Here is a 12661-nt window from a genome sequence, read left to right as displayed (position 1 = left end):
ACGGTAATCTGTATGCCGTCTTCTACGTCAACGACCGCCGTAATGTTACTGTGCCTTCTTACGAAACCGCTAAAAACGAGATTGGCAGCGACTTACAGGCAGCCCGTGTTGATGCGGCCATTCAATCATTGCTGAAAAAAGCCAGCATCAAAGTCAACAAATAATATAACGTGCCCGCCGTGATGGCGGCGGGCAATAAGGAACTCACATGAACATCAAGCCCAAAACTGCCGTTTTGGCTATCCTCGCCCTGTCGACGATCGGTTTGGCAACCGCCAAAGCACCTGATATCGATCCCGCCCGCATCGACAGCATGGTCGCCGAAGTATTGAGACAGGCCGATCAACATCCCAACCAGACTGCCAAACCCGATGGTCAGGCAATCCGCAAAGATGTGGTTACACGTTTGCAGGCTTTGGAAATTTTGAAAAATGAAGCCATCAAAGCTGGTTTGGACAAAGATGCGGAAGTACAGAATCAATTCAAAAACGTTGAAGCTGAATTCTATGCTAACCAATACGCTGCTTATCTAGAACGTCAGACCGCAGTTGACGATGCCGAGTTGCGCCGTTTCTACGACCAGCAAACACGCATTATCAAGCTGCAACAAGTCAGCTTTGCTTCAGCCGACGAAGTACGCGCCGCGCAAGAACTGCTGCTCAAAGGCTTGTCATTCGAAGAGCTGATGAAACGCTATCCTAACCCAGAACAAGAATTTGACGGCTTCATTTCTCCGCAACAGCTTCCTCCCCAACTGGCCGTTGCTTTTGCCGACATGAACCGAGGCGATGTAACACATGAGCCGATTCAGATGGAAAACCGTTTTTATCTGTTTAAACTCAGCGCGGTAGAGCATGATCCGAATGCCGAACCTTTTGAACTGGTGCGCAATCAGATTGCCCAAACTGTCAAACGACAAAAAGTCGAGAATCAGATCGAACGTATCTTGAAAGAAAACGGCATTAATCCGTAAATTAATTCAATGGTTTCAGGCCGTCTGAAACTATATTTGAACTCAGAGGGCGTATCTTACGCCCTTTTTTACAACTCCTTTTATTCACACAAGATTATGCGCGCTGTTATCCAAAAAGTTACCCAAGCCAAAGTTGACGTTTTCTCCGAAAACTCCCGCGAAACTTGCGGCAAAATCAACAACGGATTTATGATATTGCTCGGCGTTACCCATACCGATACAGAAACAGACGCCAAATACATTGCGGACAAAACCGCCAACCTGCGCATCTTTGAAGACGAAAACGGCAAATTAAATTTATCGCTCAAAGATGTCGGCGGCTCGATATTATTGGTTTCCCAATTTACTCTTTACGCCGATGCGCGCAGCGGCCGCCGTCCGTCCTTCTCCAATGCCGCACCCGCAGAACAAGCGGATAAACTCTATCAATATACTGCGCAACTTTTACGCGAACATGGACTGACTGTCGAAACCGGCAGATTCCAAACCCATATGCAGGTATCCCTTTGCAATGACGGGCCGGTTACCTTATTGCTTGATTCGCAAAAAACATTCTAAATCTCATCAAAAAAGGCCGTCTGAAAGATTTCAGACGGCCTTTTCATTTCTGTTCATTATTAAATCAAGCCTTGCGCTTTTACCCAGTTCACAATATCTGCCTCAACGGCTTCAGGCGTACCCGGATTGTCGATTTTGACACCGTACTCATCCGCACCCAGCTCTTCCAAAATCTCCAGCTGCGAATCCAGCATTCCGGCTTTCATATAATGCCCCTGACGCGACAGCATACGCTCTAGATTGATTGCTTGAGGCGGAGTCAGATGGATAAAAGCCACCTTCCCTTCCGCACCACGCAGAATATCGCGATAGTGATGCTTGAGTGCGGAACAAGTAACGATGGAATATTTTTCCCCGTTTTTTGCCTGCTCTGCCATCCAGTCACGCAAATTGCCCAGCCAAGGATAGCGGTCTTCATCCGTCAGCGGAATACCGGCACCCATTTTGTCGCGGTTGGCTTGGGTATGAAAATCATCGCCTTCGGCATAGGGACATTGATCAAGATATTTTTGCAACGAGAGTGCGGCCGTGGTTTTACCGCAACCGCACACGCCCATCATGACAAAATGTGTCGTCATTTTTCTACTCCTTGTTTATCTGGATTTTAACGGTATTTGAAAACAGGCGGATTGTGTTATCTCAAAAACACTATCCGCCGGCCGTTTTCGATTAAACCAAGATAAACAACACTGACGATAAAGCAAAACCGATGAGTGCGATAAGTGTTTGGTTGACCGTCCATGTCTTCAAGGTCGTCGGCACATCCATATCCAACAGACGGCCGACAAGCCAGAAGCCTGAGTCGTTAAAGTGGCTGCAACCGACGGAACCCGCCGCCGTCGCCAATACCACGCAAGTAATCTGCCAATCGCTGAAACCTGCCGCCGCAACGGCCGGTGCCATCAACGCGGCAGCGGTAGTCAATGCAACGGTCGCAGAACCTTGCGCAATACGCAAAGCCAAAGCCACCAAGAAACAGCCCAGCAAAACGGGAATACCCAAGTCAGCCATGCTGTCGGCCAAAGCCTTACCGATACCGGAAGCACGCAATACGCCGCCGAACATACCGCCCGCACCGGTAATCAAAATAACCGAACAAACCGGACCCAATGCGCCATCAATGGTTTTCTCCAAAGCGCTGGCTTTTTCGCCACGTTTGCTACCCAATACATACAGGGCCACCAAAACAGAAATCAGCAAAGCAATCGGTGTCGAACCGAGCATTCGTGCAAACTGCACCCAGCCTTCATCCGCACTGACCATTTTCTCGCTGATCAAAGTAGATAAACCAGTATTCAAGAAAATCAACAACATAGGAATCAGCATAATGCCGATGACTGTAGATGCTTTTGCAGGGGCTTTCGGTTGGTCGTTATCTTGTGTACCGCCGCTGATCAGATCAGGAACGGGCACATGAATGCTGCGACCCAAAACTTTACCCAATAAATAGCCGCTGAAATACCAAGTAATCAAGGTAACAGGTAAACCCAAAATCAGCAGTTGACCAATATTTGCACCATAAAATTCAGAAGCGGCAATCGGGCCGGGATGAGGCGGCAGGAAGACGTGCATGACGGAAAATGCGCCAATAGATGCCAACGCATAGGGCAAAACAGTTTGCTTCATGCGGCGTGCCGTTGCAAACACAATCGGCAACATCACCACCAAGCCGGCATCAAAGAAAATCGGAAAACCGAAAATCAAAGAAGCCACGCCTAAGGCAAACGGCGCACGTTTTTCACCAAAAATCCGAATCAGCGCATCCGCCAAAGATTGGGCACCGCCGGAAGTTTCCACCAAACGGCCGAGCATTGCGCCCAAACCGACCAGCAACGCCACGCTGCCGAGCGTGCCGCCAAAGTTTTTGACCAACACATCATTGACGATACTGCCCATAGGCAGGCCTGTTACGATAGCAGTCAGCAGGCTGACCAATACCAACGTCAGCAAAGCATGAACACGCAGTTTCACAATTAAAATCAAAATCAGCAAAATTGCCGCCGCCGCAATACCGAGCAAAGTGCCGGCACTCAGCGTTTGAGTCCAACCATCCATTTTGAAGCCTTTCTCTGTAAGAAAAATACAAATTTATTAATGTTTTTTAACATATATGAATACGATAACACATTTACCCATGAAATCGTACGGCTGAATCCGGACAAAATATAAACACCTATTTTTCCAAACTCTTTTTGTAAGATGCTTGAAAAATAAGGAGGACAAAGAAAAACAAGAACAATAAAAAGGCCGTCTGAAAAGTAGTTTATTTTCAGACGGCCTGACATTATGCCTCTCAATAAGATAGAAACAGATGGCTTTTTCAATGATCTGAAACCAAGCCCCTCGGTTATACCTGGGTAAAAATTACCTCGTTTTCCAAACGTGATTTCGGCAATTTAGCATTAAAATCATCTTCGGCGCGATAGCCCAATGCAACAACGGCAACAGCACGATAACCTCTTTCAGCCAAACCAAATTCTTGATCCAAAACAGCCATATCCACCCCTTCCAACGGAACGGCATCCACCCCCAAGGCCGCGGCGGCAAACAGGGTAAAGCCCAAATTAATATGAACTTGTCTCGACAACCATTGGGTTTTGTCTTGCATTTGATTGCGGTGGATACCCAAGAAAGTACGGCGCGCATTATCGCCCATTTGCTTATTTTCGGCCGTAGCAAAACGTCCGTCTTTATCTTCCTGTTCCAACACGCCTGCCAAATAGTCCTCATCGGCATGCACCCGCGCCGCAAATACGATTACATGAGAAGCGTTGATGATTTTGGGCAGGTTGTACGGAAAATTTTCTGCAGATTTGGCTACCCGTGCCTTTCCTGCTTCATTATCTGTAATCACAAAATGCCAAGGTTGGATATTGACGCTGGAAGGACTGTAGCGCAGTGCCGCTTCGATTTGGGCAAAATCTTCGGCTGAAATTTTTTTGGAGGCATCAAAAGATTTGGTGCTGTAACGTTTTTGTACGATATCCTGAACATTCATCATGTTGTTCCTTAACATTTAAAACTATCATAAACACAAAGGCCGTCTGAAAAATCCCTCAGACGGCCTTTATTCTCAAATTTCCGCCGGCGGTTGCGGTTTATCCTCATCTTCCTGTTGCGTTTTGGCCTTGGCAAAACGGCTGAACCAAATACCTGCTTCGTAGAGTAGAATCAGCGGAACGGCAAGCAGGGTTTGAGAAATTACGTCAGGCGGCGTGATGATTGCGGCAACGATAAACGCACCCACGATAACATACGGACGGGCGTTCTTAAGCTGAGCGGTCGAAACAATACCCATTTTGGCAAGCAATACCACAACAACGGGCACTTCAAACGTCGTACCGAATGCGACAAACATGCCCAAAATAAAGGACAGGTATTTGTCGATATCGGTCGCCATATTGACGCCGACAGGGGTTACACCGGCCAAGAATTTGAAAATAACGGGAAACACCAGAAAATAGGCAAACGCCATACCGACGAAGAAAAGCGTTACGCTGGACAACACCAGCGGCGTAATCAAACGCTTTTCGTTTTGGTATAAGGCCGGTGCGACAAACGCCCAGACTTGATACAGCGTGTGCGGCAACGACAGCAGAAACGCCGCCATTAAGGTAACCTTGACCGGCACAAAAAACGGCGCGATCACATCGGTCGCAATCATGCTGGTATCTTTAGGCAGATTGGCCATCAATGGTTCGGCAACAAAAGTATAGAGCTGCTGGGCAAACGGCATCATGCCCAAGAAGCAGACGACGATGCCGATGACGATCCACATCATGCGGCGGCGCAGCTCGAGAAGATGCTCGATAAGCGGTTGGACGGGTTGTTCGTGTTGAGGTTCGGACACCGGTTGACTCACTTTTTACTTACGGACGCGCAGTTTGGGTTTGGCGTGGAATTTCGGGCGCATATCGCGCTTGCGGCTCATCGCCTGCTTACGCAGAGATGTCGTATGCAGCGGAGGAACATCGGCGGCAGGAGCTTCGACATAGCTGACTTCAACCGCCGGAGCGGGGGAAACCGATGCGGTCAAATACTCACGCCAAGCGCGGTCTTGCTCGGACTCAGCATTTTCAGCCCCGGCAGGCTCTTGGGTTTGCGCTGCCCCACCCTCTTCAGGAACTTGGGCCGCACTTTCATTTTCAGTGCTGCTTGAAGCCAAATCAGGCAGAGGATTACCGAACTCGTCCACGCCAAAATCAGCTGGCGTTTTTTGTTCGGGCAGGCGCTCCCAAGGCTTGAGGCCGTCTGAAATATCATTCAGATTTTTTTGTGCATCATCGCCCAAGTCTTTGATACCGTCGCGAAACTCCGAAGCGGCGGCTTCAAATTCCTGCTTGACTTTGCGCAATTCGTCCAACTCAGCCTGAGTATTGAGCTCCTGCTTGACGTTGTTGACGAAGCCTTGCAATTTACCGACCAAACGCCCGGCCGTGCGCGCGGCTTGCGGCAGACGTTCGGGGCCTAACACTATCAGGGCGACAACGCCGACCAGCAGCAATTCGCCCAAACCGAAATCAAACATGGATTATGCTTTGTCTTCGTCTTTTTTGTGTTCGATGACTTCGTCTTTTTTGGCATCTTTGCCGTCTGTACCTTCGTTCAGGCCTTGTTTGAAGTCATGCACTGCGCCGCCGAGGTCTTTGCCGACGTTGCGCAATTTTTTGGTACCGAATACCAAAACGACGATAATCAGTACGATAATCCAGTGCCAAAGAGAGAAGCTACCCATGATAAATCCTTGAATTTGTTTAATTTAAAAAGAGATAATAATTATGCGGGCGTACCCATGATATGAATATGCAGGTGGAAGACTTCCTGTCCGCCGCCTTTGCCTGTGTTGATCAGGGTTTTGAAACCGTCGGTCAAACCTGCCTCTTGGGCAATTTGAGGGACTTTCAACATCATTTTACCCAACAGGGTTTGATGTTCGGCAGTGGCGTGTGCCAGTGAATCGAAGTGTACTTTCGGAATCAGCAGCAGATGTACCGGCGCGGCAGGGCGGATGTCTTTGAAACAAAGCATCTCATCGTCTTCGTAAACGGTTTGTGCCGGAATATCTTTGGCAGCGATTTTGCAGAAAATACAATTATCCATAATGGCTCCAATGGCCGTCTGAAAACGGGTGCAACGGGTTTCGCCAAACAAAGTGAAATCGTTTTTGCCCCAAGAGACGGATTCTGAAACAGGTCAAATACGGGATTGTAATATAAATTCAAGATTCTTTGCGAGAAGCTTTTTCCACTAATCCCGACAAACCTTGACGGCGCGCAAGCTCGTTGACCACATCTTCAGCACGCAATCCGTGATGCGCCAATAAAACCATGGTGTGAAACCACAAATCCGCCACTTCGTAAACCAAATGTTCGCCGCCGCCATCTTTAGAGGCCATCAAGGTTTCACCCGCTTCCTCGATAACTTTTTTCAGAATCTTGTCTTCGCCTTTATGCAACAGTTGGGCAACGTAAGAAGCATCGGGATCGCCGCCTTTGCGCGAATCGATGACGTTTTGGATTTGGGTAAGGATGGTATCGGTCATGGTCGGTTTCTCTTATTTTCTTTCAGACGGCCTTAAGGATGTTTATGTCCGTAAATTGCTTCTTCGTCTTTCAACACGGCATCCACTGTCTGCCATGCGCCGTCTTGCCAAACTTTATAAAAGCAGCTTTCGCGCCCGGTATGACAGGCAATGCCGCCGTTTTGTTCAATCAACATAACCACAGCGTCGCCATCGCAATCCAGGCGCAATTCGTGTACTTTTTGCGTATGCCCGGACTCTTCGCCCTTCATCCATTGTTTTTGGCGGGAACGGCTGTAATAGTGGGCAAAACCGGTTTCTACGGTTTTTTGCAGGGCTTCGGCGTTCATCCAGGCGACCATCAGCACACGGTGTGTCTGCCAATCTTGGGCAATCGCGCAAACCAAACCTTTTTCATCAAATTTTACGGCATTCAGCAGCGTTTCGTTTATATTCGACATTCGCGTTTTCTCCCATATTTTTCAGACGGCCTTTGGGTAGCAATCACAAACGCACTTCGATTCCTGCTTCGCGCATGGCCAGTTTTGCTTCGCGGATACTCGCTTCGCCAAAGTGGAAAATACTGGCGGCCAATACCGCATCGGCCTTCCCTTCTTTAATACCGTCCACCAAGTGTTGAACCGAACCGACGCCGCCGGAAGCAATGACCGGAATATCGACCGCTTCGCTGACCGCGCGTGTCAACGGCAGGTTGAAACCTTGTTTGGTACCGTCCCGGTCCATACTGGTCAGCAAAATCTCGCCTGCGCCGCGCCGCTGCATTTCGACAGCCCATTCCACCGCGTCCAAACCGGTCGGATTACGTCCGCCGTGGGTAAAGATTTCCCAACGGGTGTTTTCAGGGTTGACCGCTTTGGCATCGACAGCAACAACAATCGCCTGAGAACCAAAAAAACCGGCCGCTTCGTTGACCAAATCAGGATTGGTTACGGCAGCCGTATTGATGCTGGCCTTATCGGCACCGGCATTGAGCAGGCGGCGGATATCGGCAACCGTACGCACACCGCCGCCGACTGTCAATGGAATAAAAACTTGCGAAGCGACCGCCTCGATAACGTGCAAAATAGTATCGCGATTGTCGCTCGAAGCGGTAATGTCCAAAAAGGTCAACTCATCCGCACCTTCATCATTGTAGCGTTTGGCAACATCAACCGGATTGCCTGCATCGCGCAAACCCAAAAAGTTGACGCCTTTTACCACGCGGCCGTCTTTTACATCCAGACAAGGAATAATTCGTTTTGCCAATGCCATACCCAATACCTCTTATCCGTTATCAGGCCGTCTGAAACCGTCAGGCCAAAAATTTGCCCAACCAATCCGGCAAATGTTGCAACAGCTGAAAATAACCGATACCGGCCATCATTGCCAACACGCAGGAAATAATAAAATTGCTGTCGATACGGCCGACAATGGCGAAAATCAACCCGGCAAATGCCCATATTATCCCGTTGAAAATCATCCAATAGGTATCGATAATCGGCAAATCAAACGCCGTCAGCTGCCGCAATATCACTGCAATCAGTGTAAACCACAAACTTTCGCTTAGCGGATACACTTCTCGGTCGGATGACCAGATAATCCAAAAACCCAAAACAAACGCTTCAAGCATACTAATCCCTTAATAAAATATCGATTGGGTTGTTTTTATAATTATTTCAAACAGATATAAACCCATAACCTATACAGGCAATCCCTTTGAGTGCATTTTTGTGTGCTGCGTCAGCCGCTGCGTTTTAATGGCCTGCAAGGTCTTATCCGCATAATCCGACACATTTAAGCCAAAGAATCGGCCAGTTTTTGCGCCTGTGCAAAATCAATACTTCCCTCGTAAATTGCACGGCCGGTAATCGCACCGCTCACGCCTTCTTTTTCGACGGCACACAATGCGCGGATATCATCCAAATTCGTCAAACCGCCGGAAGCGATAATCGGGATATTCACGGATTGGGCCAATTTGACGGTAGCTTCGATATTCACCCCGCTCATCATGCCGTCGCGGCCGATATCGGTGTAAATAATGCTGTTGACGCCATCGTCTTCAAAACGTTGGGCCAAATCGACGACATGATGTTCCGTTACCGTCGCCCAACCGTCTATCGCCACCATGCCGTCTTTGGCATCCAGGCCGACAATAATCCGCCCCGGAAATTCATTGCATGCTTCGCGCACAAATTCAGGATTTTTTACCGCAGCCGTGCCGATAATCACATCAGTCAGCCCCAAATCCAAATACTTTTCAATGGTTTCCAAATCACGGATGCCACCGCCAAGCTGTACCGGAATATCTTTGGCCACGGCGGCCAAAATTTCTTTAATCGCCGGAAAATTTTGAGGAACGCCTGCGAATGCGCCGTTCAAATCAACCAAATGCAAACGGCGTGCGCCTTGGTTGCGCCAATGCAAAGCCATCTCTGCCGGCGAATCGGAAAACACCGTCGCCTGCTCCATCAAACCTTGTTTTAAGCGGACACAACGTCCTTCTTTCAAATCAATGGCAGGTATCAACAGCATTTTTTTCTCCTCTATTCAGTTTCAGTATATTTTACACAAATTAGCGATTTTTAGCAGATTTATGTTAAAAACCTCAAATCTGCCAATTTAAAAAATTCCGCAGCAGCAATAATCCTGCCTGATGGCTTTTTTCCGTGTGAAACTGTGTGGCAAACACATTGTCTTGACCGACAATGCAGGCAAATTTATTCGGATATTCGCTGACGCCTAAAACAATCTCTTCATTTTTCGGCGCAAAATAATAGCTGTGAACAAAATAGAAATACTCGTCCTGCCCAATGTCTTGAAATAAAGGATGAGTGCGGGTTTGACAAACCGTATTCCAGCCCATATGCGGCACTTTCAGACGGCCTCCTTGCGCATCAGTTTGATTGGGCAAAAACCGTTTTACTTGCCCTTCAAACCAGCCCAAACCATCTGTATCGCCTTCTTCGCTGTGTTCAAACAATAATTGCGCACCTACGCAAATTCCAAAAAACGGCTTGTTTTTCAGGCCGTCTGAAACCGCCTCACCCAAACCGCTTGCCTTCAGCGCAGACATACAGTCTGGCATGGCGCCCTGCCCCGGAAAGATAACCTTATCCGCCGCCATCACCTCTTCGGGCCGCGAAGTCAGATAAATTTCGGCATTTTGATTAGACAAAACCTGCGCCGCCTGAACAGATTTCAACACTGAATGCAGGTTTCCCATTCCATAATCGACAATCGCTACTTTCATTGCTTCTCCTCAGGCCGTCTGAAAACATTTAATGATTAATATAATAATAAGAATGATTGTAGCAAAAGATGGTTTAAAACAAAATATTGCCACCATACAAGACAAATAATAAAAGGCCGCCTGAAATCCCGATCGGTTTCAGACGGCCTTTATTCATTCACACAATGCCTTATTCTTCAGACGCGGCTTCCGCTTCTTCTTGAACAGATTCTTCGCTCAGCGTGCCTTTGGTAGAAGGCGTTTGACCAATCATACGCGGATCGTATTCGACTGCCATGCGCAGGGCGCGGCCGAAGGCTTTGAAAACGGTCTCGGCTTGATGGTGCGCATTACGGCCGCTCAAGTTATCGATGTGCAAGGTCATCATGCTGTGGTTCACAAGACCGTGGAAAAATTCTTCAAACAAATCGACGTCAAAACGGCCGATCAGGGCGCGGGTAAAGTCGATGTTGTACACCAAACCGGGGCGGCCGGAAAGGTCAATAACCACACGGCTCAACGCTTCATCCAGCGGAACATAGGCATGACCATAACGGGTAATGCCGGCTTTATTGCCAAGCGCTTGTTTCAAGGCTTGACCCAATACGATACCGATGTCTTCAACGGTGTGATGGTCGTCAATGTGCAAATCGCCTTTGCAGGTAATATCCAAATCAATCAAACCATGACGCGCCACTTGGGCAAGCATGTGTTCAAGGAAAGGAACGCCTGTATCCAAGCGGTATTTGCCGGTACCGTCAAGATTGAGGCTGACAGTGATTTGGGTTTCGCTGGTATTGCGGGTAACGGTAACAAAACGGCCCTCGGTTGAAACACCAGCTTCGGCTGCTTCGGCGGTTTGTTTTTCCAAACGCGCCGCTTCAACCGCTGCTGCTTTTTCTTGGTCTTTGCTGTGATCACGGTTCAGCCAGCCTTTGCGTTTGTGCATGCCGGATTCCAACTTCGCAGCCAGGCTCGGACGGATGCCGCGCGCAGACTCATCGCCTGCTTGTTGTTCCAAACGGCGTTTGAGCTGAGACAGGGAGGCGGAGTTTTCATAACCGCACGCGCGTGCGAGTTTGGTCAATGAGCCGGCTTCTTCAACCAGTAACAGAAAATTGGTCAAATGCAGTTGAGCTTTGTTCATGATAATAGTTCCTTGAAATCAAAGATTGGGGTAAAGGTTTTTAATAACGGCCAAGACGGCATCATTTTGCGCTGCCGAGCCTATGGTTATGCGGACACACTGATCCAAAAGCGGATGGCTTCCATGCAGTTTTTTAATCAGTATGCGGTTTTGCTTCAATGTTTCAAACAGCCCGTCCGCATCAGGAACGCGAACGGTAATAAAGTTGGCTTCGCTTGGGAAAACTTGCAAACGGTTTAATTTCAACAATTCATTCATTACGCGCGAACGCTCATTTTTCAATGTATCAATGTTTTGCTGAATAATTGGATGATGTTTCAATGAGAATTTCGCCGCCGCCAAGCTTAATTGATTCATATTGTAAGGAGGTAGGATTTTGGCCAGCTCTCCAATAATGCCCGGGCTTGCCGCCGCATACCCCATCCGCAATCCGGCAAAGCCGATTTTGCTGATGGTACGCATTACGACCAGATTTTCAACTTCTCCCGCCCACGGAAGGAAACTGTCATGATGAAATGCGCCATATGCCTCATCAACGACCACAATGCCGGTTGCCGCGCGAACAACCGCCTCTACTTCTTCTCGTTTAAAGCACACGCCGGTAGGGTTATTGGGATAGGCAATAAAAATTAATGACGGCTGATGTTGCTCAATCGCGGACAAAACGGCAGAAAGATTTAAAGTGAAGTCCGGATTTAAGGAAACGCCGACATATTCCATGCCATAAAGCGCGGCATTATGACGATACATAACAAAACTTGGCTCAATACCCAATACACACGCATTGGGTTTGGCAACCAGCATGGTCAAAAACTGGATAAGCTCGTCGGAGCCGTTGCCCAATGCGATTTCCGCCTTGCCGGGAATACCGAAGACTTCCCTTAATTCTTCATAAATCCCGCTTTTGGCAGTATGAGGATACAAATGAATCGGGGCTTCTTTTACTATATCCGCCCATTCTGACAACAAAGATTCATATCCGGCGAAAGGATGATGCGGACACTCCATGGCGTCCAACTTAATAAAACCTTCCGGCAAATCGGCAACCTGATAAGCTGTCATTACTTTAATATCGTCACGGATAACGTCAGCAACGCGATTCATGGTTTTCTATCCTCCTGAAATAAAGCGTCTATAATAATAGCACAATTTTTATTTGATAAATATATTAATAAGACTATAAAACAGGATAAAGTTTCATTAATTTAGGGGCTGACGTAGATTAGCAGTTAT

Annotated in this window: 17 protein-coding genes; 2 read left to right on the top strand and 15 right to left on the bottom strand. The window is 48.0% G+C overall.

The genetic code is table 11. The features are described from left to right. The first annotated feature begins 208 nt into the window (after positions 1–208). Positions 209–973 (top strand): peptidyl-prolyl cis-trans isomerase, encoded by a 765-nt coding sequence (locus HMPREF2661_RS06525; protein ID WP_049322783.1) that lies wholly within the window; start codon positions 209–211, stop codon positions 971–973. A gap of 96 nt (positions 974–1069) precedes the next feature. Further along, a complete protein-coding gene (dtd, locus tag HMPREF2661_RS06520) occupies positions 1070–1531 on the top strand; it encodes a D-aminoacyl-tRNA deacylase (RefSeq protein WP_049322814.1) in 462 nt (153 codons plus the stop codon). A 59-nt stretch (positions 1532–1590) separates the two neighbouring features. Here dtd and HMPREF2661_RS06515 read toward each other — a convergent pair whose 3' ends face one another. From HMPREF2661_RS06515 to hisC, 15 genes are all read right to left on the bottom strand, one after another. Next, positions 1591–2109, bottom strand: coding sequence for a gluconokinase, GntK/IdnK-type (locus tag HMPREF2661_RS06515; RefSeq protein WP_049322782.1), 519 nt, complete (start codon positions 2107–2109; stop codon positions 1591–1593). Between the two features lie 91 nt (positions 2110–2200). Next, positions 2201–3586 carry a GntP family permease gene (locus tag HMPREF2661_RS06510; RefSeq protein ID WP_049322781.1) on the bottom strand — a complete coding sequence of 462 codons (1386 nt, stop codon included), beginning with the start codon at positions 3584–3586 and terminating at the stop codon, positions 2201–2203. Positions 3587–3878: 292 nt separating this feature from the next. Next, entirely contained in the window at positions 3879–4532 is a 654-nt protein-coding gene (nfsB, locus tag HMPREF2661_RS06505; RefSeq protein WP_234398656.1) for an oxygen-insensitive NAD(P)H nitroreductase, read from the bottom strand. Positions 4533–4604: 72 nt separating this feature from the next. Then, complete coding sequence (gene tatC, locus HMPREF2661_RS06500; RefSeq protein ID WP_036493177.1) at positions 4605–5381, bottom strand: twin-arginine translocase subunit TatC; 777 nt, start codon at positions 5379–5381, stop codon at positions 4605–4607. Between the two features lie 15 nt (positions 5382–5396). After that, complete coding sequence (tatB, locus tag HMPREF2661_RS06495) at positions 5397–6059, bottom strand: Sec-independent protein translocase protein TatB (protein ID WP_049322779.1); 663 nt, start codon at positions 6057–6059, stop codon at positions 5397–5399. Positions 6060–6062: 3 nt separating this feature from the next. Then, a complete protein-coding gene (gene tatA, locus HMPREF2661_RS06490; RefSeq protein WP_003679438.1) occupies positions 6063–6266 on the bottom strand; it encodes a Sec-independent protein translocase subunit TatA in 204 nt (67 codons plus the stop codon). A 41-nt stretch (positions 6267–6307) separates the two neighbouring features. Then, complete coding sequence (locus HMPREF2661_RS06485; RefSeq protein WP_003748648.1) at positions 6308–6631, bottom strand: histidine triad nucleotide-binding protein; 324 nt, start codon at positions 6629–6631, stop codon at positions 6308–6310. Between the two features lie 118 nt (positions 6632–6749). After that, a complete protein-coding gene (locus HMPREF2661_RS06480; RefSeq protein WP_003679440.1) occupies positions 6750–7073 on the bottom strand; it encodes a phosphoribosyl-ATP diphosphatase in 324 nt (107 codons plus the stop codon). Positions 7074–7105: 32 nt separating this feature from the next. After that, positions 7106–7504: a phosphoribosyl-AMP cyclohydrolase gene (hisI, locus tag HMPREF2661_RS06475; protein ID WP_100066640.1), complete on the bottom strand. Its 399-nt coding sequence runs from the start codon at positions 7502–7504 to the stop codon at positions 7106–7108. Between the two features lie 52 nt (positions 7505–7556). Further along, positions 7557–8324 carry an imidazole glycerol phosphate synthase subunit HisF gene (hisF, locus tag HMPREF2661_RS06470; protein ID WP_003748652.1) on the bottom strand — a complete coding sequence of 256 codons (768 nt, stop codon included), beginning with the start codon at positions 8322–8324 and terminating at the stop codon, positions 7557–7559. Positions 8325–8364: 40 nt separating this feature from the next. Further along, positions 8365–8682: a hypothetical protein gene (locus HMPREF2661_RS06465; protein ID WP_036493171.1), complete on the bottom strand. Its 318-nt coding sequence runs from the start codon at positions 8680–8682 to the stop codon at positions 8365–8367. A gap of 164 nt (positions 8683–8846) precedes the next feature. Next, a complete protein-coding gene (gene hisA, locus HMPREF2661_RS06460; protein WP_049322778.1) occupies positions 8847–9584 on the bottom strand; it encodes a 1-(5-phosphoribosyl)-5-[(5-phosphoribosylamino)methylideneamino]imidazole-4-carboxamide isomerase in 738 nt (245 codons plus the stop codon). Positions 9585–9657: 73 nt separating this feature from the next. After that, positions 9658–10302 carry an imidazole glycerol phosphate synthase subunit HisH gene (gene hisH / locus HMPREF2661_RS06455; RefSeq protein WP_049322777.1) on the bottom strand — a complete coding sequence of 215 codons (645 nt, stop codon included), beginning with the start codon at positions 10300–10302 and terminating at the stop codon, positions 9658–9660. A gap of 169 nt (positions 10303–10471) precedes the next feature. Further along, positions 10472–11428: an imidazoleglycerol-phosphate dehydratase HisB gene (hisB, locus tag HMPREF2661_RS06450; protein ID WP_049359894.1), complete on the bottom strand. Its 957-nt coding sequence runs from the start codon at positions 11426–11428 to the stop codon at positions 10472–10474. 18 nt (positions 11429–11446) lie between these two features. Further along, the gene (hisC, locus tag HMPREF2661_RS06445) at positions 11447–12532 is read right to left on the bottom strand and encodes a histidinol-phosphate transaminase (protein ID WP_049322775.1); all 1086 of its coding nucleotides are present in this window, start codon (positions 12530–12532) and stop codon (positions 11447–11449) included. Positions 12533–12661 lie beyond the last annotated feature (129 nt).

It is taken from the genome of Neisseria sp. HMSC061B04, assembly GCF_001836705.1.
In the GTDB taxonomy this organism is placed as follows: Bacteria; Pseudomonadota; Gammaproteobacteria; order Burkholderiales; family Neisseriaceae; genus Neisseria.
This window is presented reverse-complemented; position numbering and strand designations above follow the sequence as displayed.